This window comes from Nonomuraea sp. N2-4H, assembly GCF_045291505.1.
Taxonomy (GTDB): domain Bacteria; phylum Actinomycetota; class Actinomycetes; order Streptosporangiales; family Streptosporangiaceae; genus Nonomuraea; species Nonomuraea fastidiosa.
Genome location: NZ_CP147987.1, coordinates 690,420 through 711,191, shown reverse-complemented (window position 1 = coordinate 711,191; position 20,772 = coordinate 690,420). Strand labels below are relative to the sequence as shown.

Annotated in this window: 20 protein-coding genes; 9 read left to right on the top strand and 11 right to left on the bottom strand. The window is 70.9% G+C overall.

Features of this window, described 5'->3' with window-relative positions:
- Nucleotides 1–54: 54 nt before the first annotated feature.
- The gene (locus WBK31_RS03255) at nt 55–561 is read right to left on the bottom strand and encodes an HNH endonuclease (RefSeq protein ID WP_364057758.1); all 507 of its coding nucleotides are present in this window, start codon (nt 559–561) and stop codon (nt 55–57) included.
- Nucleotides 562–846: 285 nt separating this feature from the next.
- On the opposite strand from WBK31_RS03255, the gene WBK31_RS03250 reads away from it, so the two are divergent.
- Entirely contained in the window at nt 847–2,904 is a 2,058-nt protein-coding gene (locus WBK31_RS03250) for a prolyl oligopeptidase family protein (protein WP_406674310.1), read from the top strand.
- 38 nt (nt 2,905–2,942) lie between these two features.
- Here the strand turns inward: WBK31_RS03250 and purU are convergent, their stop codons facing one another.
- Nucleotides 2,943–3,797, bottom strand: coding sequence for a formyltetrahydrofolate deformylase (gene purU / locus WBK31_RS03245; protein ID WP_364057764.1), 855 nt, complete (start codon nt 3,795–3,797; stop codon nt 2,943–2,945).
- Between the two features lie 215 nt (nt 3,798–4,012).
- On the opposite strand from purU, the gene WBK31_RS03240 reads away from it, so the two are divergent.
- From WBK31_RS03240 to WBK31_RS03225, 4 genes are all read left to right on the top strand, one after another.
- Nucleotides 4,013–4,963 carry an inorganic phosphate transporter gene (locus WBK31_RS03240; RefSeq protein WP_364057767.1) on the top strand — a complete coding sequence of 317 codons (951 nt, stop codon included), beginning with the start codon at nt 4,013–4,015 and terminating at the stop codon, nt 4,961–4,963.
- Nucleotides 4,964–5,030: 67 nt separating this feature from the next.
- The gene (locus WBK31_RS03235; RefSeq protein ID WP_364057770.1) at nt 5,031–5,621 is read left to right on the top strand and encodes a DUF47 family protein; all 591 of its coding nucleotides are present in this window, start codon (nt 5,031–5,033) and stop codon (nt 5,619–5,621) included.
- Between the two features lie 38 nt (nt 5,622–5,659).
- On the top strand, nt 5,660–5,992 hold the full coding sequence (locus tag WBK31_RS03230) for an ArsR/SmtB family transcription factor (RefSeq protein WP_406674309.1): 333 nt from the start codon (nt 5,660–5,662) through the stop codon (nt 5,990–5,992).
- Nucleotides 5,989–6,438: an NUDIX domain-containing protein gene (locus tag WBK31_RS03225; RefSeq protein ID WP_406674308.1), complete on the top strand. Its 450-nt coding sequence runs from the start codon at nt 5,989–5,991 to the stop codon at nt 6,436–6,438. The genes WBK31_RS03230 and WBK31_RS03225 overlap by 4 nt, the downstream gene beginning before the upstream one ends.
- A 176-nt stretch (nt 6,439–6,614) precedes the next feature.
- Here WBK31_RS03225 and WBK31_RS03220 read toward each other — a convergent pair whose 3' ends face one another.
- The 6 genes from WBK31_RS03220 to WBK31_RS03195 all read right to left on the bottom strand — a co-directional run bounded on the left by WBK31_RS03220 (nt 6,615) and on the right by WBK31_RS03195 (nt 13,744).
- Entirely contained in the window at nt 6,615–7,394 is a 780-nt protein-coding gene (locus WBK31_RS03220) for a hypothetical protein (RefSeq protein WP_364057779.1), read from the bottom strand.
- A gap of 75 nt (nt 7,395–7,469) precedes the next feature.
- Nucleotides 7,470–7,922 (bottom strand): hypothetical protein, encoded by a 453-nt coding sequence (locus WBK31_RS03215; RefSeq protein ID WP_364057782.1) that lies wholly within the window; start codon nt 7,920–7,922, stop codon nt 7,470–7,472.
- Between the two features lie 332 nt (nt 7,923–8,254).
- A complete protein-coding gene (locus WBK31_RS03210) occupies nt 8,255–9,961 on the bottom strand; it encodes a tetratricopeptide repeat protein (protein ID WP_406674307.1) in 1,707 nt (568 codons plus the stop codon).
- A gap of 200 nt (nt 9,962–10,161) precedes the next feature.
- The gene (locus WBK31_RS03205; protein ID WP_364057788.1) at nt 10,162–11,418 is read right to left on the bottom strand and encodes a DMT family transporter; all 1,257 of its coding nucleotides are present in this window, start codon (nt 11,416–11,418) and stop codon (nt 10,162–10,164) included.
- A 302-nt stretch (nt 11,419–11,720) separates the two neighbouring features.
- Nucleotides 11,721–12,209: a GNAT family N-acetyltransferase gene (locus tag WBK31_RS03200; protein ID WP_364057791.1), complete on the bottom strand. Its 489-nt coding sequence runs from the start codon at nt 12,207–12,209 to the stop codon at nt 11,721–11,723.
- Nucleotides 12,206–13,744: an XRE family transcriptional regulator gene (locus WBK31_RS03195; RefSeq protein WP_406674306.1), complete on the bottom strand. Its 1,539-nt coding sequence runs from the start codon at nt 13,742–13,744 to the stop codon at nt 12,206–12,208. Before WBK31_RS03195 ends, WBK31_RS03200 begins: the two co-directional genes overlap by 4 nt.
- Before the next feature lie 276 nt (nt 13,745–14,020).
- Here WBK31_RS03195 and WBK31_RS03190 point away from each other — a divergent pair, with 276 nt between their 5' ends.
- The 4 genes from WBK31_RS03190 to WBK31_RS03175 all read left to right on the top strand — a co-directional run bounded on the left by WBK31_RS03190 (nt 14,021) and on the right by WBK31_RS03175 (nt 17,680).
- Nucleotides 14,021–14,305: a hypothetical protein gene (locus WBK31_RS03190; protein WP_364057797.1), complete on the top strand. Its 285-nt coding sequence runs from the start codon at nt 14,021–14,023 to the stop codon at nt 14,303–14,305.
- Nucleotides 14,306–14,814: 509 nt separating this feature from the next.
- The gene (locus WBK31_RS03185) at nt 14,815–15,762 is read left to right on the top strand and encodes a mechanosensitive ion channel family protein (RefSeq protein ID WP_406674305.1); all 948 of its coding nucleotides are present in this window, start codon (nt 14,815–14,817) and stop codon (nt 15,760–15,762) included.
- Between the two features lie 10 nt (nt 15,763–15,772).
- Nucleotides 15,773–16,153 (top strand): globin, encoded by a 381-nt coding sequence (locus tag WBK31_RS03180; protein WP_364057803.1) that lies wholly within the window; start codon nt 15,773–15,775, stop codon nt 16,151–16,153.
- An 18-nt stretch (nt 16,154–16,171) separates the two neighbouring features.
- Complete coding sequence (locus WBK31_RS03175) at nt 16,172–17,680, top strand: glycoside hydrolase family 13 protein (protein ID WP_378790135.1); 1,509 nt, start codon at nt 16,172–16,174, stop codon at nt 17,678–17,680.
- Here WBK31_RS03175 and WBK31_RS03170 read toward each other — a convergent pair.
- Genes WBK31_RS03170 through WBK31_RS03160 form a run of 3 tightly spaced genes read right to left on the bottom strand, consistent with a single transcriptional unit; the run spans nt 17,675 to nt 20,716 of the window.
- Nucleotides 17,675–18,829, bottom strand: a complete 1,155-nt coding sequence (locus WBK31_RS03170; protein WP_364057806.1) for an MFS transporter — start codon at nt 18,827–18,829, stop codon at nt 17,675–17,677. The genes WBK31_RS03175 and WBK31_RS03170 overlap by 6 nt on opposite strands.
- A 13-nt stretch (nt 18,830–18,842) precedes the next feature.
- Nucleotides 18,843–19,262: a thioesterase family protein gene (locus WBK31_RS03165; protein ID WP_364057809.1), complete on the bottom strand. Its 420-nt coding sequence runs from the start codon at nt 19,260–19,262 to the stop codon at nt 18,843–18,845.
- Between the two features lie 23 nt (nt 19,263–19,285).
- Nucleotides 19,286–20,716, bottom strand: coding sequence for an MFS transporter (locus tag WBK31_RS03160; RefSeq protein ID WP_364057812.1), 1,431 nt, complete (start codon nt 20,714–20,716; stop codon nt 19,286–19,288).
- Between the last annotated feature and the right edge of the window lie 56 nt (nt 20,717–20,772).

Below are 20,772 nucleotides of genomic sequence, written 5' to 3'. Positions count from 1 at the left end.
CCTGACCATGCTGTCAGGCGCGGCCTCCACCCTCAATGTGGTGTTATGCCGGACTTATGCGGCGGCTTCCAAGTAAGGCGCCCATTGCGGGTCGCCGACGAGGGAGGCGCCGATGAGCCGCCAGTGGGCGCCCCTCGGCACCGCGGGGCGCACGCGCAGCGTCCACCCCAGCTCCTCGAGGTACTTGTCGGCCTTCCTGTGGTTGCACGTGGTGCACGAGGCGACGCAGTTCTCCCACGTGTGGGTGCCGCCTCGCGACCGGGGGATCACGTGGTCTATCGTCTCGGCCTTCTGCCCGCAGTAGGCGCAGCGGTAGTCGTCGCGCCGCATGAGGGCGGCCCTGGTCAGCGGAATGCGGGAACGGTAGGGGATACGGACATATCTGCGGAGCCTGATCACCGAGGGCACGTCGAGCGTGCGGCTCGCGGAGCGCAGCACCGCGCCGCGGCCGTCGCGGTGGACGACCTCGGCCTTGTCCCGCAGCACCAGGACGATCGCCCGGTGCAGCGACAAGGTGGTCAAGGGCTCGTAGGTGGCGTTGAGCAGCAGGACCTGGCGCATTATCGGGCCTCTCCGTACTGCGCGCGTATCAAAGGGGACATGCCGCGGCATGTCCCGTCTATCGACCCCTCCTGGGGCACTCGTGCTTCCGTCACAATGGACCTCCGCCGGACGGCCCGACGGGTGGTCACCACGGCACCGTCCTGTCACCCAGTTTGGCGTTTGCACCGCGGTCCCCGCCACCCCAAAAAATCTCACCCTGGAATGACCAGTGGGACGCACGATACGTTTTATGCCCGCTCGACCAGCACTTTACGCATGCCCGTTGGCAGTAGGGTTCGGTCCATGACGCGAGAGCCGTACCCGAGCGCACGCCGCGAAGACACCGTCGACATCCTGCACGGAACCCCCGTCCCCGACCCGTACCGCTGGCTCGAGGACCCGGACAGCCCCGAGACCAAGGGGTGGCTGAACGCGCAGGCCGAGCTGTACGCCCAGGAGCGAGGTGAGCAGCGGTTCAAGGACCGCATCGCCGAGCTGCTCAAGTCCGGCTCTGTGGGGGTGCCGGCCTGGCGCGGCGATCGCTACTTCTTCTCCCGGCGTACGCCCGACAAGGAGCACGCCGTCTACTACGTGGTCGAGCCGGACGGCACCGAGCGCGCCCTGATCGACCCGACGGCGATCGACCCGTCGGGGCTGACCACGCTCGACGCGGTGCAGCCCGACAAGGAGGGGCGGCTGCTCGCCTACCAGCTCTCGGTGGGCGGCAACGAGGAGTCGGTCCTGTACGTCATGGACGTCGCCACGGGCGAGCGTGTGGAGGGGCCGATCGACCGCTGCCGCTACTCCCCCGTGGCCTGGCTGCCGGGCGGCGAGGCGTTCTACTACGTGCGCCGGCTGCCGGCGCACGAGGTGCCCGAGGACGAGCGGCAGTTCCACCGCCGTGTCTACCTGCACCGCGTCGGCACCTCCGCCGAGGACGACGTGATGATCTTCGGGCAGGGCCTGAAGATGACCAACTACTACGGCGTCTCGGTCTCCCGCGACGGTCGCTGGCTGCAGATCTCGGCCCATGAGGGCACCGCGCCGCGCAACGACCTGTGGGTCGCCGACCTGACGGCCTCGCCGATCGACCGGCCCGAGCTGCGGGTCGTGCAGGAGGGCGTGGACGCGCAGACCGGGCTGGTGTTCGGCCGCGACGGCAAGCTGTACATCCACACCGACCGCGACGCGCGGCGGGGCCGGGTGTGCGTCACCGACCCGTCCGAGCCGGGCTTCGAGAGCTGGCGCGACCTGATCCCCGAGGACCCCGAGGCGGTGCTGTCCGACTTCGCGATCCTCGACGACCTGGAGCGCCCGGTCATGCTGGTGGGCTGGACCCGCCACGCCATCAGCGAGATCACCGTGCACGACCTGGCGACCGGCGAGCGCATCGGCGAGGTGCCGACACCGGGGCTCGGCACGATCGGCGGCATCGCCGAGCGTCCCGAGGGCGGCTACGAGGCGTGGTTCGGCTACACCGACAACACCACCCCGCCCACCGTGCAGCGCTACGACGCGCGGACGGGCGAGACCACGCTGTGGGCGGCCTCGCCGGGCGTGGTGGAGGTGCCGCCGGTCCGTACCGAGCAGGTGGTCTACCGCTCGAAGGACGGCACCGACGTCCGCATGCTGATCATCTCGCCGGCGGGTGAGGCGTCCGGCCCGCGGCCCACCATCCTGTACGGCTACGGCGGCTTCGGCCTGTCCATGACCCCCGGCTACTCCGCCTCGATCCTGGCCTGGGTGGAGGCCGGCGGCGTCTACGCCATCGCCAACCTGCGCGGCGGCGGCGAGGAGGGCGAGGAGTGGCACCGCGCGGGCATGCTGGCCGACAAGCAGAACGTGTTCGACGACTTCCACGCCGCCGCCGAGCACCTCATCGCCACCGGCGTCACCACGCGGGAGCAGCTCGGCATCTCCGGCGGCTCCAACGGCGGCCTGCTGGTGGGCGCGGCGCTGACGCAGCGTCCCGAGCTGTATGCGGCCGTGGTCTGCTCGGCGCCGCTGCTCGACATGATCAGGTACGAGAAGTTCGGACTCGGCGCCACCTGGAACGTCGAGTACGGCTCCGCCGACGACCCCGAGCAGTTCCAGTGGCTGCTGGGTTACTCCCCCTACCACCACGTCAAGGAGGGAGTGGACTATCCGGCGACGCTGTTCACGGTCTTCCAGTCCGACACGCGGGTTCACCCGCTGCACGCCTGGAAGATGTGCGCGGCGCTGCAGCACGCCTCCGCCTCGGGGAAGCCGGTGCTGCTGCGCAACGAGGCCGAGGTGGGTCACGGTGCCCGCGCGGTCAGCAGGTCGGCGGACCTGTGGGCCGACACGCTGACCTTCCTCGCCCGGCACACCGGGCTATAGAACCGAGCTCAAGGGCCGGGCTCCAGGACGTACCGGTCCTAGCGCGGGAAGACGATCGTCTTGTGGCCGTCGAGCAGCACCCGCTGCTCGGCGTGCCACTTGACCGCCCTGGCCAGCGTCAGGCACTCGACGTCGCGCCCCATCGCCACCAGGTCCTCGGGCGAGTGGCTGTGGTTGACCCTGACCACCTCCTGCTCGATGATCGGGCCCTCGTCGAGGTCGGCGGTCACGTAGTGGGCGGTCGCGCCGATGAGCTTGACGCCGCGGTTGTGGGCCTGGTGGTAGGGCTTGGCACCCTTGAACGACGGCAGGAACGAGTGGTGGATGTTGATGGCCCGCCCCGCCAGCTTCTCGCAGAGCTCCTCCGACAGCACCTGCATGTAGCGGGCCAGCACCACCAGATCGACCTGGTAGTGCTCGACCAGCGCCATCACCTCGGCCTCCTGCTTGGGCTTGGTCTCGGGGGTGACCGGCAGGTGGTGGTAGTCGATGCCGTACGACTGGGTGAGCGGCCGCAGGTCAGGGTGGTTGGAGACGACGGCGACGATCTCGATGCCGAGCGTCCCGGACCGTACCCGGTAGAGCAGGTCGTTGAGGCAGTGGCCGAACTTGCTCACCATGATCATCACGCGCGGCCTCCTGGCCACGTCGCGGACCGTGAACTCCATCGCGAAGTCGGGCGCGAGCGCGGCGAAAGCGGCGTTGAGCTCGTCCTCGCCCAGCGGCGCCGAGAACTGCACGCGCATGAAGAAGCGCTGCCCCACCCTGTCGCCGAACTGCTGGCTCTCGATGATGTTGCAACCGTGTCCGGCGAGCAGGCCGGAGACGGCGGCCACGACGCCGGGCCGGTCGGGACAGGACAGCGTCAGGATGTATTCGGCGGGGCTGGTCATGCCTTCACTCTCGCGGACTTCGAACAATGGGCCGCCCCCGAGCGTCAGACTTCCGGGCTGGGCGGTCACCGTCGAGGGTACCCGGGAAGTCCCGAGGCAGTGATGCTGTTGGTTCTGTTCCAGGGTAGTTAAGTCGGTTGAAACCTGGACCGATACCGTAGGTGGCGTGAATTGCCTCGTCGCAGGCCGGCGGGGCGGAGATGGAGCACGTTTCCTTGGACGCCGTCGTACTGATCGTGGTGGCCTGTCTGTTCGCCGTGATTTCAGGGGTCAACGACGGCGGTGCGCTGGTCGCGACGGGGCTCAAGCTGCCCACCGTGCGGCCGGTGACCGGGGTCGCCGTGCTCGTCGTCGCGGTGGCCACCGTGCCGCTGCTCACCCACCAGGTGGCGCTGACGTTCGTCAACCGGCTGGCCTCCTTCGACGACCCCGGCGGGCGCGCCGCGATGACGATCGCGGTCGTGGCCGCGCTGATCGTGGTGACCGTGCTCAGCGCGAAAGGCCGCCCGACCAGCCTGACGCTGGCCGTGGTCGGCGGGCTCACCGGGGCCGGGCTCGGCTGGGGCCTGCCGGTCTCCGGCGGGTCGGTCGCGCTGGTGCTGGCGTTCGGCATCGCGGCGCCCTTCGTCGGCGGGCTGCTGGCGTGGGTGCTCATCCGGGTGCTGGTCGCCGCCACCACCGCCAGGGGCCTGTGGCGCTGGCACTGGGCCGGGTTCCTGCTGCAGACGCTGGCGTACGCGGCCAACGACGCCCAGAAGATGCTGGCCGTGTTCATGGTCGCGGCCGGGTTCACGGGGGCGCCCGTCCAGTACACGGTGCTGGTCGCGCTGCTGTTCGGCATCGGCACCATGTACGGGCTGCCCAGGGGCGGCCGCACGCTCAGCCGCGAGATCATCGTCTCGCGGCCCCCGCACGGCGTCGCCGCCGAGCTGTCGGCCGGCACGGCCGTGATCGCGTCCGCGGCGGCCGGCATGCCGGTGAGCATGACCCAGGCCATCGCCGGTGCGCTCATCGGCGCGGGCGTCGCGCAAGGCGGCGGGCGGGTCCGCTGGTACGCCGCGAGCAAGATCGCGGCGGCCTGGCTGCTGACGTTGCCGGCCAGCGGGCTCCTGGGATGGGGCCTCGCACTACTGGTGAAGGGATTCGCGGGCGTGAGGCTGTCGTGACGATCTCGTTAGTGGGGGTGCGTACGTGAAACGACTGAGGCGGATCCGGGACCTCATGACAGGGCGCATGGACAGCGCGCTGTCCGAGGCGCTGCTCGGCCAGCTCGAGGCCACGAAAGAGGGCGCGTGGCTGGCCATGGCCATGATCGGCGGAGAGGTCGGCAGAACGGGCGCGCACGAGCAGATGCGCTCGATCGAGCACCTCGGCGACGAGGAGCGGGCCCGCCTCATCGACGAGCTCAAGACCGCCCTCGTCACCCCCATCGACCGCGAGGACCTGTTCCGGCTCTCGCGCTCGATCGACGACGTGCTCGACTCGCTGCGCGACTTCGTCCGCGAGTCCCACCTGTACCGGGTGCCCGACCAGATCCGCTTCACGCCGCTGCTCGACCAGGTCATCGTCGGCATCGACGCCCTGGAGAACGCCGTGCGCAACCTCACCTCGCGGCCCTCGGTGGTCGCCCAGGACGCGCTGGAGGCGAAGAAGGCGGGCGGCGCCATCCGGCGCATGTACCAGTACGAGATCTCCCGCATCTTCTCCGGCGAGCTGTCCGCCGAGGCCATGAAGGAACGGGAGCTGGTGCGGCGGCTGGAGATCGTGGGCGTGGCCATCGGCGAGGCGGCCGACGCGATCGCCGACGGGGCCATGAAGCGGTGAACCCGCAGGTAGGATGTTCGACTGAGATGGAACAGAACGTGCGTACCACGTCGAGCAGGGCCCGCGGGCTCACCCACACCGCGCCCGCCGAGGTCACGCTCCAGGCCGCCCTCGAGGCGCTCGCCGACCCGATCCGCCGCCGCATCGTGCGCGAGCTGGCCGAGGTGCCCGACTGGGAGCGGGCCTGCGGCACGTTCAACCACCTGCCCGTCGCCAAGTCCACGCTCAGCCACCACTTCTCGGTCCTGCGCAACGTCGGGCTGCTGGAGCAGCGCGACGAGGGCGCGCGCCGCCTCAACCGGCTGCGCCGCGCCGAGTTCGACGAGCGCTTCCCCGGGCTGCTCGCGCTCGTGATCGCCGAGGACGCATGACCGAGGTCCAGGACACCCCCGCCGCCCGCGTCGTCTGCCTCGACCGCGACGGCCGGGTGCTGCTGATGCACTGGTACGACTGGATCGCCGGCATCGACATCTTCGAGCCGCCCGGCGGCCGGCTCGAACCCGGCGAGAGCCCGCTGGAGGCCGCCAAGCGTGAGCTGACCGAGGAGACCGGGCTGCCCGGCGCGGCGGTGTCGGAGCACATGGTGGAGATCGATCGCGACTTCACCTGGCTCGGCGTACGGTACGTGCGGCGCGAGCCGTTCTACCTCGCCCGCTTCGACGAGGCCAGGCCCGCCGTGGTGCCCAGTGCGCTGACCGACGAGGAGGTCGCCGGTTTCCGCGGCCATGTGTGGGCCGAGGAGCTGCCGGAGGGCGTCGACCCGCCGGAGCTCGCGCAGATCATCGAGGCATTGAAGCGGGCTCAGCGCCCGGCCTGACCTCACGCTCAACGTCGACCTGGCTCCCCGATCAGCGCCCGACCTGACCCCGCGCTCAGCGCTCGACCTGACCCCACGCTCAACGCAACCTGACTCACCGCTCAGCGTCCGGCCTGACCCGGCTCCGGCCTGACCCGGCTCCGGGCTGGGCGCTCGGGGCGGCCGCGGCTCGACGCTCAGCGCTCGGTGTGGCCCAGTTCGGTCATCGTCCGCGTCATGAGGCCGCGCAGCAGCTCGCCCGCCAGCTTCTCGTGCCGGTCCTCCACGGACATGCCGGTGTTGACCCGCTCGCGGTAGACCTCGCGCTCGTACGGGTCGGTGTAGGGCAGCGCGGTCATGGCCACGACCACGCTCACCCTCGTGCCTCCTTGCGGCACGACCGCCACCGCGTGCGTACGCAGGCACGTCTCGTCGGGGCCGCCATACCAGCCGCACTTGACCGCGGCATCCGCACTGCCCACCGCCTGGCGCGCCCCGAACGTCTGCGACTCCGGCACCTCCGTCATCCAGCCCAGCACCGCGGCCGCCACCGGGTCGCCGGTCGCGGCGGCCTGGGCGAGCACCGCGTACGCGGCGGCCACCTCGCCGGCCGCGACCTCGACCGAGCCGAACCGCGACGGGTCGCCGTTGGGCGGCCTCCAGCGCACGCCGGTGCGCTCGTACAGGTCGTCGAGGATGACGCGGGGCCCGACCGACAGCCACAGGGCGAGCGTGTCGGCGTTGGACGAGACGACCACCGCGGGCTCGGCGTGCCGGCGCCACCGCTCGGCGTCGGCGATGCGGCCGGCCGCCACCCACGCGTACAGGGGCTTGAGCAGGGAGGCGCAGCGCAGCCTGGTCAAGCCCGAGCTGACCTCGACCGTACGGGCGGGCGGCCCGCCGTAGCCGCGCCTGATGCCCGCCGCCTGGGCTCCGGCGCTCTGGTCGAGGTCGTCGAGCAACTCGTTGAAGCTCACGCCCCAACCGTAGACCCACCGGCCGCCCGCCCCGCGCCATCCGGGCCGTCGGCCGTACACGGATAAGAGGGTTCGTCACAGGTCGTACAGGGTGAGGGTGATCGCCAGAGCGGCGGGAAGCAGCGCGATGACTCCCGCGATCGCGGCGATCCGCCCTCCACGCGACGTCCGGGGCTCCGTCACGTACGCCGCCAGCGCACCCGCCCCGGCGAACATCGCACCGGTGGCCGCCAGGTGCGCGAGCGTGGACGTCCACGACGGCAAAGGCTCCGCCGCGAGCCTGAACACCACGTACATCCCCGCCGCGACCAGCGCCACCCGCCGTCCGGGGCGCACGTCCGCCCCGTCCAGCGCGTACGCCGCGACGGCCAGCAGCGCCAGGCTGATGGCGGCGACCACGCCGATGGCCGGAACCAGGCACCCCCAGTCCCCGCACCCGACGCCCGCCCAGGCCAGCCGCACGCTCGCCCACCACCACGCGCCGAGCGCCCCGCACACCGCGGCACCCCGCCCGATTCGCCGCCCCATGCCCTACATGCTCCCACCACGCAGAACGCGCCGCCCTGCCCACGCCGAGCGGGGCGGGACATGAGAACGGGTGAATCGGCGACGGCCCTCCCCGCCTGCGCCCCACGGATGCGATGGGCTCGGTGCCGTGCAGGGCCGCCCCGCCGGGCGCGGACAGGATCGCGCCAACGGTCTCGCGGACAAGGGCGGAAAGGCGACCGCAGGCGCGAGACGACGTCGCCCAGGCGCGGCGAGGGCGGGCGGCGCGAGGCGATGTCGGGCAGGCAAGCGCGGTGGGCGCACGGCGCGGCCTCCGGTCCGTGCCTTGCCGGCGAGTCAACGCGTGGACGGCGTCACAGTGCGGCGGCGCGGTGGTCGTCGGCGGCGGCCTCGGGGTGGCGGCCCATGGCGCGTAAGACGATGGCGCGGTCGGTGTACAGGTCGGGCTGAGGGTCGAGGGTGATGGCCTGGGTGAGGTCGGCGAGGGCGCCTTCCAGGTCGCCGGTCGCGTAGCGCAGGATGCCACGGTTGCCCCAGGCCGCGGCCAGGTCGGGGGCGTGTTCCACGGCGAGGCCGAGGACGGCGGCGGCCTCGGGGAAGCGGCCGGCGGCGGTCTCCAGCTGGCCGAGCACGGTGAGCAGGTGCGGGTTGCCGGGTGCGAGGGCGAGCCCGGCTTCGACGTCCGCCCTGGCCGCGTCGTCGCGGTCGAGCGCGGCGAGCAGCCCGGCGCGGTTGATGTAGGCGTCCAGGTAGCCGGGGTCGAGCTCGATCACGCGGGTCAGGTCGGCGAGGGCTCCGTCGATGTCGCCCCGCACGGTACGCAGCTCCGCCCGGTTGTAGTACGCCTCGGGCAGCGGCGGCCCGGCGGCGATGGCCTGTTCGAAGTCGGCCAGCGCCTCCTCGTGCCGCCCGAGCCGGAAGAGCAGGTTGCCGCGTTCCAGGTAGTAGTCGGGGAAGCCGGCGTCGAGAGCGATCGCGGCCGCGTAGTCCTCCAGGGCCTCCTTGTGGCGCCCCTGAGCGGCCAGTAACTGGGCGCGGTTGGCCAGCAGCACCATCCGGTGTACGGGGTGCCGGGCGCCGAGCTCGCGGGCCAGCTCGATGGCGGATTCGACGAGGGACAGCGCGGCGTCGATCCGGCCTTCGCGCAGCTCGACGAGCGCCAGGCCGTTGCGGTCGAAGCCGAGCTTGAAGGCGCGCTCTGCGGGGTCGGGCAGCAGGCCGGAGATGGCGATGGCGAGGTTGATCCAGGCGCGGGCGCGGGTGAGGTCGCGCCGGGCGGGGTCGGGGTGGCGGGCGTCGAGCATGGCGGTGCCGTACGCGGCCGCGGCGTGCATGGCGGGGTCCTGGCCGGCCACGCGTACGCGGTCCCAGAGCGCGCGGGCCTCGTCGGTGCGCCCGAGCCCGCCGAGCGCGGTGGCGGTGCGCTGGGCGAAGTCCCACCAGCGGGATCCGCCCGCCTCCGTGCGCGCCATGCCCAGCCGGCCCAGCTCGATGGCCGCGTGCAGGAACCCTTCGCGCATGCAGCGATCGACGAGCGGCCACAGCTCCTCGGGGTCGCTGGGCCCCGGCGGGGGTTCGGGGCCGCCGGAGTAGACGGTGATCGCCAGGATGCCGGGCGGTACGCGCCGCATCAGCACGTCGAGCAGCTCGGCGTCGGTGGGGTCGGCGGCGGCCGCGTTGCACACGGCGATGGCCGACCCGGGCGGCACGGCGTCGCGGACGAACTCGGCGATCCCGTTGGCCAGCCGCAGCGTGCGGCGGGGTGCGGGCACGAGGATGCGTTCCTCGTCGGAGAGCCCGGCGTCGATCGTGCCGCGCCGCACGGGCACGTCGCCGGCCAGCTCGGGCGCGGCGGCCAGGATCTCGATGTCGTGCGCGGCCACCAGTTCTGGAGCGTCCCGCAGTGCCGCCGGCACCAGGTGGCCGAGGAGGGCGGCGGCCAAGGTGTAGGGGCCGCGCGGCCTGCGATGCGCGTCGATCATCGGCATCAGCAGCCGCGCGGCCCCGTTCTGGGCGGGTGGTCCGCCCTCGACCTTGAGGTGGGACCTCTCCTCAGTCACCCCTTGTGAATGACGCTGGAGGTCCCTGCGAGCCTCGCGGTACCAGGCTTGCGGACGACGATGCGCTTCATGGCGTGCCTCTCCACTCGGGGTTAATCACCCATTATTGGGACACCCCACCGAATAGCAAGATTTATCCGAATTAAGTGGGAGGCTAATGGATAAAATGCACTTGCCTTTCGAATGGTATATGTAACCCATTAGGAGCGAAACCAGCGCTGCAATCGTGTGGTATGAGACCGCTCGGAATCCTCCATGAGATCGCACAGGCACCGTCCCAGCAGCGTGATCGATTGGCAGCATCCCGGCCCCGGCGAGCTCTTGGCCCGCACGATGCGGGTGGCCCGGTCGAGCAGGCGCTCCAGGCTGGGCTCCGCGCCGCCCTTGAGCGAGCGGGTCCGCCAGGGGCACGACGCGACGTCCGTGCAGGCGCCGCTGTTGATGTACGGCACCGGCCCGCTCTTGAGCCGCAGCCGGTCCTCGCGCTTGACGCGGTGCTCGGCCAGCACGTGAGCGGCCCTGCGGGCGACCGAGAGCAGGTGGCGGCGGCGCCGCTCCTCCGGCGGCGGCGACCCTGCGGGCCTGGGCAGCGCGAGCAGCGTCGCCCCGCCCATCAGCACGCCGCCGAGCACCATCCCCCAGCCCATCGGCTCGTCGAACCAGATGACCGCGATCGCGGCCACCCAGACGGGCTGCGTGGACATGAGAATCTGGCTCGGCATCGCGGGCACGTGGGCCTGCCCGTACGAGCGGGCGAGAAAGCCCAGCGCGCACGACACCACCGACAGGTGGGCGAGGATCAGCCAGTCGGTCAGGCCGCCCGGCAGGCTGACCCCGTCGCGTACGGCGAAACCACCGGTCAGCACCCCGATGGTGAGCAGCTGGACGGTGGTCAGACCGTACGCGGGAAAGCCGGACGGCCGCTTGGACAGATGGGCGAGAAAGAGCGTGTGACCCGAGTAGAGAGCGGCGGCGAGGAGCGTGACCCCCAGCGCGGACACGGACATGTCGTCGGCGTCCATGCCGCGTACGAGCGTGAACACCCCCATGCCGGCCAGTGCGAGCGCCACCCCCGCCCAGATGCGCCGCGGCACCCGCTGGCGGAAGAGCACCAGCGACAGCAGCGGCGTGATGACCACGCTGCACCCCACGGCGAACCCCGACACCGCGGACGGCAGGTCGTTGAGCGCCATGGCCTGCGCCGTCTGCCCCACCCCGAACAAGACCCCCAGGATCACGCCGTGAAACCAGGAGCGGCGCGACATCCCCCGAAGGCCGCGCGGCCTGATGACGATCAGCGTGAAACCCGCGATGAGATACCGCTCGGCGAGCAGATCCTCCACCGGTAAACGGGGGATGAGATCTTTCATCAGCGGGAACGCCGACCCCCAGGCGGCGCTGACGAACAAGAGAAGCGCGGCTCCCAGTAGGGGGCGGGGAGCGGGCAAGACTGCCATGGCAAAAGCATGGCACTACTAATCGCGACGTCAGATGTACAGGGCGCAGCCGGTGAGGGTTGCTTACACCTCGGTGGTAAGAGCCTCACCCGCGGGTTCGTACAACCTCATCCGTGAGGGCTGAAGGGGGCGTCTCGGACACGTTCCGCTCAGATATCGGGCCCGGTCGGGCGGGGCCGCGGAACGGCCTTAAAAGGAACCGGCGGGCATGTCACGCCGGGAGACCCGGAAATGGTCACCGGGAAAAGCAGAGGTGGCGACCCCAGGAGGGGGTGTTTGGGGTCGTATGTGAGCGGGGCTGTTCAGCTTTCCATTACGGTACGCGGGACGAGCCGTTTCTCTCCGTAGATCACGGTGTGTTCACCGACCCGCTCGCGGGAGAGCTCGCGCCAGCCCCGGCGCTGATAGAGCGCCAGCGCGGCCTCCTGATTCAGCGTGGTGTCACCGCGCACCCGCTGGAAGCCGAGCTCGACGGCGCGCCGCTCGATCGCGGCGAGCATGGCCGCGCCGTAACCGCGCCGTTGATATTCGGGATGCACGCGCAGCCGGCAGACCTCGGCCGTGGAGGTGTCGATGGGTTTCAGACCGCCCATCGCCACGACCCGCGAGCCCACCTCGCCCACCAGGAAGTCGCCGCCGCAGGCGAGATAGACCTCCTGGATGCGGGGGAAGTCGTCTTCGTAGTAGACGCCGTCTCCCGGCACCAGGCCCACCTCGGCGAGGCAGATCCGGTGCAGCGCGAGCAGGGTGTCGAGGTCGGACCAGCGATAGCGCCTGATCCTCAGCTTCATTTATCGCCCCCTTGCATCTGGTGCTGTCTGGGTCGTCGAAGCTGCGCGAAGTACTCGTCCACCCCTGGCGCGCCGGCCGCCTTGAGCGCCTCTCCGAGCGCGAGCGCAGGACGGACGATGAGGTCGGTGAAGTATTCGTCGCCGACCAGGCTGAGCGCGCGGGTGCCGATGGCCACCGCCTCCCCCAGCTCGCCGTCGATCAGCTTGCACTGGGCCTGGTCGAGCCTGATCAGCGTCTGGTCGAGGATGTGGTCTTCGTACTTGGTGAGCGCCTGGCCGAGCACGACCTCCGCCTCGATCGTCTGGCCGAGCTTGGTGAGCACGTCGCCCTGATAGAAGTAGAGCTGCTTTTCGGTGTAGCCGAAGGCGACGTCCTCGCGGTCTTCGGCCTTCATGTGGGCGAACGCGTTGCGCGCCCGCGCCAGCGCGCGCTTGGCCTGATCGACGATCTCCTTCTTGTTCTCGCCCGCGGCCATCGCGGCCAGCGCCCTGGCCTCGACGACCGGCGCCATGGCCTGCGCGGGGCACGGCATGGAGCCCGCCATGTCGCGGCTCTTCTTCGCGAGGTTGAGCGCCTCGCGGGCGTCGCCGAAGTAGAGGGGGACGAGCGACTCGCGAGCGCAGATCCACGCCCGCAGCGCGCGGTCGCCGGTCTCGTCGGCGGCGGTGCGCCCGGTGCGGAAGAACGAGCGGGCCAGCCGGTGATCGCCGAGGTTGATGAGGATCATCCCGCTCAGGCCGGCGAGCTGGGCGGCCATCCTGCACAGCCGCTCCTGCAGGTCGATCGGCTGGCGGCGGGACATCGCCGTGCGCACGGCGCTCAGCTCGAGCAGCACGTCGCACAGCAGCCGCAGCGGCGCCGTCGTCGTGTACTGGCGGCCGAAGCTGACCGTCGCCTCCTCCCACTGGTCGAGCATCGCGGCCGAGACGGTGGCCGAGACCAGCGTCTCGTCCATCCTGCGCCGGATGCCCTCGCACGCCCCCAGCACCGGCCCGTCGAGCTCCACGCCCTTGCTGTCGTTGTTGAGCAGGTTTAAAAGGGTGCGCCGGAGGATGTTCTCGTCCTCCTCCACGTCGGGCTCAGGGTCCATCGGCTTGATCGTCAGGTCGCGCTCCTGCTGCCCGCAGCGCTCCTTGATCTCGATGCCGGCGCTCGGGGCGCGGTGGCTGTGGCCGCAGATGCAGGGCGCGTCGTAGCCGAGGGCGAGCGGCTCGACGCGATAGACGGTGCACAGATAGTGCAGGTATTCGGGGCCGGGGCGTTTCAAGCCGCTCTCGTACGCCGACAGCAGCGTCTCGCCGATGCCGGGCATCGGCTTGTTGTCGCGTTCGAACAGGGCGCGCACCTGTTCGATCACGTCGGCGAGCGCAATGCCGTACGCCAGACGATGCGCCTTGATGCGGGTCGTGCTGAACTGCGCAGTGCACGCCTCATGGATCTCATCGGCTATCTGGGCCGTGGTGCGCCCCGCGGCGAGGCCCCTGGCCCTGATCCGCCGAGCGATCTCAGTCTCTCGGTGCTGTCTGCCGGACATCCCCGGCCCCTCTCACGCAAGTCTCGACCGGTCCGCAACTGGTGACTCAGCGTAGCCCTTGAGTCGCTGTACGCCTACCCATGACTATGAAGCAATGACGGCGGGATGGGAAACGCCGATAGGGAGCCTACGGTTAAGGATCGTCCTCCCGAGGACTGTTTCTTACAACCCATGAGTGAGAAGCGACTCCCCGTGAACGAATAGCGCCGTTGCGCAATCCCCTGACTTGGGCCATGTTTGGCGCACCGGCTAGGAATCCCAAGGGAGGGACGAACGGTGGGGGACGACAACTTCGAGCACCTTGAGCGTCTGGTGACCGAGCTCGGTGCTCGCGGTCTGCTCGCACGAGTGGTCCGGACCCAGAGCGGGCGCACCTTCGTCCGGGTGATCAACCCGGACGCCACGAGCCTGTCCGAGAACGTCACGTGCCGACCGGCCGCCGTCTCGGAGGCCTCGTCCTGGTGGTACTGCTGGTCCTGGGGCGACCGGATGCACACGGCCGACGATCCGGCCGGTGCGGCGAACAAGGTCGCCCGCGTGCTCGCCGTCGCGGGTGAGTGAACGACGTGGCGACCCGGGTGGAGCGCAGCCACCGCGGCTCGTCACGGCACACGGCGGTGAACCGGGTGGAGCGCAGCCACCGCGGCTCACCGCGACCCACGGCGGCTCCTGGGAGCCGGCGGGGTGGCCGGTGCGGAGGGGCGCCGGCGTACCGGGCCTCTGGTCACCCCGCCGGTTCCGGCCGGCCGTACAGGCCGCACCACGAGCCACCCGTCCGCGCAGCCGGGCGGGTGTCCGGGGGATCCCTCCCGGAACCGGCTCGGGGCACGCTTCCGGGTGCGTGTCCCGTCCGAGCCGTCCGTCATCGGAGCGCCGTCTCTCTCCCTCCGCGGCCCAGAGAGCCGGCGACCCCGTCTTCCCCGGCGTGATGTGACGGCGGGCGGTTCGGCCGGCTGTATTTTTGGATCGAAACGGTCCAAAGAGTCGGCCGTTCCGCTTCCGGAGGGGGATCCACCATAGTGTTACTGCTGGTGACGCCGTCGCCACAGCCGACGTCGCCGTCTCCATCGTTGCTGCCCGACGTCGACCAGATCACCACGCAGATGTCGGCCGTCTGCCAAAGCGACACCATCCTTTGCTCTACGCTGGTCAAGGTGTTCGGCAACGAGCCTTGGGCGCCGCTGGTGTCCAACGCGATAACCATCGTCCTCATCCTCGTGCTCGCCTTCGTGGTGCGGAACATCGCGCACCGGATCATCACCAAGGTGGTCAACCGGGCGGCCACGGGCGGCTCGCTCACGAGCAGGTTCCGCAGAGGAGCGGCGACAGACGGCATCGACGCGCTGCTGCACGAGCGGCGCAGGCAGCGCGCCGAGACGATGGGCTCGATTCTCAAGCACGTCGCGTCGGTCGTGGTGCTCGGCACCGCGGTGCTGACGGTGCTCGACCGGCTCACCATCCCGATCGCCCCGCTGCTCACCAGCGTCGGCATCGTGGGCGTGGCGGTCGGCTTCGGCGCCCAGGAGCTGGTCAAGGACTTCATCGCCGGCATGTTCATGCTGCTCGAAGACCAGTACGGCGTCGGCGACGTGATCGACGCGGGCCCCGCCGTGGGCACGGTCGAGGCGGTCACGCTGCGGATCACCCGGCTGCGCGACGCCGACGGGCGGGTGTGGTACATCCGCAACGGCACGATCACCCGGGTCGGCAACGAGTCGCAGGGCTGGTCCCGGGCGTACATGGACGTGCCGGTGCCGTACGACGCCGACGTGGTGGGCGTCAAGGTGCTGCTCGAGCAGGTGGCCGAGGAGATGTGGGCCGACCCCGAGCTGCGCGAGGCCAAGATCGTGGAGCAGCCGCAGGTGTTCGGCGTGGAGCAGCTCTCCGACAGCTCGCTGGTGTTCCGCATCGCCACCAAGACGCTGCCGGCCGCGCAGTCCGAGGTGGCGCGCGAGATGAGGCTGCGGGTCAAGCAGGCGCTCGACACGGCGGGCATCCAGCTTGTAGGCAGCGCCTAAGCTAGTAAGCGTGACAGAAACCTCCTTTTACGACGCCGTCGGGGGCGAGGAGACGTTCCGGCGCCTCGTACACCGCTTCTATGAGGGGGTTGCGGAAGACCCGCTGCTGCGGCCGCTCTATCCGGAAGCCGACCTCACCGGCGCGGAAGAGCGGCTGCGGGGCTTCCTGATCCAATACTGGGGCGGTCCCAAGACCTACAGCGAGCAGCGCGGCCACCCCCGGCTGCGCATGCGCCACATGCCGTTCGTCATCGGCGAGCGCGAGCGGGACGCCTGGTTGCGCCACATGCGCGACGCGGTCGACGAGCTCGACCTGCCGGAGGAGTACGAAAAGCGGCTGTGGGACTACCTGGTGTACGCCGCCCACAGCCTGGTGAACTCACCCACGTAACGGGGCATGACACGCCACATGGAGATCCCCTGGTGGCGTGACGCGGTCGTCTACGAGATCTACGTCCGGAGCTTCGCCGACGCCTCTGGAGACGGTGTCGGCGACCTGGCCGGCATCCGCGAGCGCCTGCCCTACCTGCGGCGGCTGGGCGTCGACGCCATCTGGCTGACGCCGTTCTACCCCTCCCCCATGGCCGACGGCGGCTACGACGTGGCCGACTACCGCGGCGTGGACCCGATGTTCGGCTCGCTCGCCGACTTCGACGCGCTGGTGGCGAGCGCGCACGAGCTGGGCCTGCGGGTGATCGTGGACATCGTGCCCAATCACAGCTCGTCGGAGCACCCCTGGTTCCAGGAGGCGCTGCGCGGCGCAGGCCGCGACCGGTACATCTTCCGCGACGAGCCCAACAACTGGCAGTCCACCTTCGGCGGCTCCGCCTGGACGCAGGTCGCCGACGGGCAGTACTACCTGCACCTCTTCGCGCCGGCGCAGCCCGACTTCAACTGGCGCAACCGTGAGGTGCACGAGATGTTCCTCGACGTGCTGCGGTTCTGGCTGGATCGCGGGGTGGACGGGTTCCGCATCGACGTGGCGATGGGCCTGTACAAGGCGGAGGGGCTGCCCGATGTGGACGGCCAGGCGTTCGGCACGGTCTCGCCGATGTGGGGACGGCCGGAGGTGCACGGCGTCTACCGCGAGTGGCGGCGGCTGCTCGACTCCTACCCGGGCGAGCGGATGGCCGTGGGCGAGGTGTGGACCGACGACCACGAGGACTTGGCCCGCTACGTACGCCCCGACGAGCTGCACCAGAGCTTCAACTTCGCCTGGCTGCAGGCGCCCTGGTCGGCCGAGGCGTTCCGCAAGGTGATCGGCGACACGCTGGCGGCGGTGCCGCACGCGACCTGGGTGCTGTCCAACCACGACGTCGTACGCCACCGCACCCGCTACGAGACCTCCGAGCCCGGCACGGGCCTGGCGCGGGCCAGGGCGGCGCTGCTGGCGATGCTGGCCCTGCCCGGCTCCGCCTACCTCTACCAGGGCGAGGAGCTGGGGCTGCCGGAGGTGACGGACCTGCCGGACGCCGCCAGGCAGGACCCGGTGTTCTTCCAGTCGAAGGGCGAGCAGCCGGGGCGCGACGGGTGCCGGGTGCCGATCCCGTGGACGGTGGATCCGCCCTCGCACGGGTTCTCGCCGGGCGGGGTGGAGCCGTGGCTGCCGCAGCCCGCCTCGTTCGCCGAGCTGAGCGTGGAGAAGCAGGAGGGCGTGGCGGACTCGACGCTGGAGTTCTATCGGCGGGCGCTGGCGCTGCGCCGCGAGCTGGTGGGGGAGATTCCTTACACCTTGGAGTGGCTTGATTCCCCTGAGGGAGCGCTTTTCTTCATCAGGGGGTCGCTGATCTGCGCGATCAACTGCGGCACCGCCCCGGTACGCCTGCCCGAGCACGACGAGGTGCTGCTGCCGAGCGGCCCGCTCAGGCGCGACCTGCTGCCACCGGACACGGCGGTGTGGCTGCGCCGCCGGTCATGATCGCTCGGCCCGCAGCGGGATGACGGGCAGCGAGATCAGCGCGCAGCCCAGCCCGGCGGCGAAGCCCGCCCAAGAGCCGGAGCCCTCGATGAGCAGGCCGAGCAGCGGTGTGGCGGCGAGTGCGACGGTGTTCTGCACGGTGTTGTGCGTGCCGAGCACCCGCCCCGCCCAGCCGGGCCCGGCCAGCTCGCCCGCCGCGAGGTAGGCGAGGCCGTTGCCGGCCACGGTCATCACCGAGGCGAGCGCGAGCATGGCCACGCCGAACGCGGCCCCGGTGAAGCTCCCGGCGACCAGCAGGGCGAGCACGACGAGGTTCCAGAGCGTGATCAGCAGCAGGGGCCGCATGCGCAGTCCGGTGCGGTCCGACCAGCGACCGGCCGCGATGCGTACGGCGGCGCCGGCGATCGCGGCAACCCCGAACAGCCGCCCGGCCGCGACGCCGTCCCAGCCGTAGGAGGTGACCAGGCAGTCCACCCCGTACGTGGTGACGACGATCTGCGGCACCGCGTGAAGGGCGCTGGTGGCGTGCACCCGCCACAGGGCGGGCTGCCGGTACGGCGACCCCGCCGCGGCGGGCCTGCTCTCCGGCGTCGCGTGCGGCGGCTCGGCCAGGAAGAGCCCGGCCAGTACGGCGGCGAGCAGCGCGAGCCCCGAGCAGAGCAGCAGCACGCCGGTCAGGCCGTGAGCGGCGGCCACGGGCGGCAGCACGAAGGCGGCCACGGCCATGCCGAGGGTGTAGGAGACCTGGCGCACGCCCATGGCGACGCCGCGCTCCGGCGGCCGGAACCAGCGCAGCACGATCCGGCCGCCGCCGACCATCGCGGCCGAGCCGCCCGCACCGGCGGCGGCCAGCAGCGCGATGACCGCCCAGGTGCTGGTGGCGAAGGCGGCCCCGGCCAGCGTCACGGCGGCCAGGCCGACGCCGAGGCCGAGCACGAGCCGTTCGCCGTGGCGGTCGGCGAGCGCGCCCCAGGCGACCAGGGCACTCAGAATCCCTATCGCCGGGGCGTTACCGATCAGGCCGCCCACGGGCAGCGAGACACCGAAATGGCGCAGAATTTCGGGCATCACCAGAGGCAGCCCGTACAGCCCTAACGTGACGCTGGCGTGCGCGTTGACGCCCAGCGCCAGCATCCACCACCGTCTCATCGGGCGAGACGGCTCAGACCGCGTAGCGCTTGAGGTAGGCCAGCTCGCTCTCGGTCAGGCGGCGCGGGGCGGCCCGCTCGGCGTCGTAGGCCGCGAGCACCGACTTCGCCGTGACGTAGAGGTCCTCGTCGTCGCGGATCTCGTACTGCAGGGTGAACCGTACCGGGCGGATCTCCGTGACCCAGGTCTCGACGCGTACGGGCGCCGCGCGGAAACCCAGCGGGCGGCGGTAGTCGATCTCGTGGCGGGTCACCACGAGCCCTCCGAAGGGCTCGTGGCCCTCGTTGTACGGGTCGATGCTGAGCATGCCGAACCGCGCGTCCTCCAGGTAGTCGAGGAAGCGCACGTTGTTCACGTGGCCTTGGGAGTCGATATCGCCGAATCTGACCACGCGGGGATAGATGTGCCGTCGTGCCGGGGAAGGTGCAACCACGTCCGCCACCGTACCGGGCGCGCTCAGGTGGCGCGGCGGCGGGCCAGGCAGGTCAGCACGGTCAGCACCGAGACGGCGGCCATCGTGCCGAGCGCCCACCGGTAGCCGGTCACGAGTTGTCCCACGGCCTCCCCCGACAGCAGGCCGAGCGTGCCGGCGAAGACCTGCTGGTGCAGCGCGGCGGGCAGCGGCGCGACGAGGATCGACAGCACCATGCCGGTGCCGACGACGTTACCGGTGTTCTGCAGCATGAGGCGCATCGCGTTGACGATGCCGAGCCTGCTGGACGGCAGGCCGTCGAGGATGGCGGTGTTGTTGGCGGGCAGGAACACGCCGGAGCCGAGCCCGATGAGCACCAGCCCGGCGGCGACGGCCGCGTACGGCATGGTCGTGGACATCACCGCCATCATGACCGCAAGGCCGCAGGTGGTGGTGGCGGCCCCGGCCACGGCCAGGGTGCGGGCGCCGAAGCGGCGCTGCAGGAAGCCGGAGATCACCGAGGCGGTCATGGCGGCGACGGCCAGCGGCAGCACCTTGAGCCCGGCCTGTACGGGGTCATCGCCGCGTACGGCCTGGAAGTAGAGCGCGACGAGGAAGACCATGCCCATGCGCGCGACGGCGTTGAGGAAGGAGGCGAGACTCCCGAAGGCGAACGACGGCTCGCGGAAGAGGCTCATGTCCACCACGGGGTGCGGGGCGCGCCGTTCCCTGAGCACGAACAGCGGCAGCCCCAGCAGGAAGAGCACCGCGCCGCCGAGCACCAGGGGGTGCCCCCAGCCGAGCCTGGTGAACTCCGACAGCGCGAGCAGCAGCCCGCCGAGCGTCAGCAGAACGAGCAGGCTGCCGGGCCCGTCGAGCCCGCCGTCGCGCCGGTCGGGCGCCGTCCTGCGCAGCGTGAGCGAGCCCCACAGCAGGCAGATCAGCCCGATCGGCACGTTGAACCAGAACACCCAGCGCCAGCCCAGGCTCTCGGCGAGCACGCCGCCCAGCGTGGGGCCGATCAGGCCGGCGATGGAGAACGAGGCGACGTACACGCCCATGCCCTCGCCCAGCCGCTCGCGCGGAAAGGCGTCGCTGACCAGCGCGGCGCTGTTGGTGAGCAGCATGGCGGCGCCCGCGGCCTGCACCACCCGCATGGCGACGACCAGCCAGGGGTTCGGGGCGAGCCCGGCGAGCAGGGCGGCGGCCGTGTACGTGGCAAGCCCCAGCAGGTACATCCTGCGCCTGCCGAACAAGTCGGCCAATCTCCCGAATACCACCATGAGGACGGTCGTGGTCAACTGGTAGCCGAGGAGTATCCAGCTCGCCGCCGTAGCGTCGGCGCCGGTCTCCCTCGCGATCTCGGGGAGCGCGACGTTGATCGCGCTGCCGCCGAGCCCGGTCAGGACGCTGGCCAGGCTCACGACCGACAGGGTCCGCCAGGCGTAGCCGAGGGTCGGGGTGGTCGCCGCCAAAGGCCCTTATCCTTTCTAGATTTCAATACTAGAATCTTATTCGCATCGTCAGCCGG

Bases quoted from the DNA above. Each gene is read 5' to 3' on its own strand.
- WBK31_RS03255 (WP_364057758.1), bottom strand. From the start codon at position 561: ATGCGCCAGGTCCTGCTGCTCAACGCCACCTACGAGCCCTTGACCACC.
- WBK31_RS03200 (WP_364057791.1), bottom strand. From the start codon at position 12,209: ATGAAGCTGAGGATCAGGCGCTATCGCTGGTCCGACCTCGACACCCTG.
- WBK31_RS03170 (WP_364057806.1), bottom strand. From the start codon at position 18,829: ATGAGACGGTGGTGGATGCTGGCGCTGGGCGTCAACGCGCACGCCAGC.
- WBK31_RS03205 (WP_364057788.1), bottom strand. From the start codon at position 11,418: ATGGCAGTCTTGCCCGCTCCCCGCCCCCTACTGGGAGCCGCGCTTCTC.
- WBK31_RS03175 (WP_378790135.1), top strand. From the start codon at position 16,172: ATGGAGATCCCCTGGTGGCGTGACGCGGTCGTCTACGAGATCTACGTC.
- WBK31_RS03225 (WP_406674308.1), top strand. From the start codon at position 5,989: ATGACCGAGGTCCAGGACACCCCCGCCGCCCGCGTCGTCTGCCTCGAC.
- WBK31_RS03250 (WP_406674310.1), top strand. From the start codon at position 847: ATGACGCGAGAGCCGTACCCGAGCGCACGCCGCGAAGACACCGTCGAC.
- WBK31_RS03235 (WP_364057770.1), top strand. From the start codon at position 5,031: ATGGACAGCGCGCTGTCCGAGGCGCTGCTCGGCCAGCTCGAGGCCACG.
- purU (WP_364057764.1), bottom strand. From the start codon at position 3,797: ATGACCAGCCCCGCCGAATACATCCTGACGCTGTCCTGTCCCGACCGG.
- WBK31_RS03215 (WP_364057782.1), bottom strand. From the start codon at position 7,922: ATGGGGCGGCGAATCGGGCGGGGTGCCGCGGTGTGCGGGGCGCTCGGC.
- WBK31_RS03195 (WP_406674306.1), bottom strand. From the start codon at position 13,744: ATGTCCGGCAGACAGCACCGAGAGACTGAGATCGCTCGGCGGATCAGG.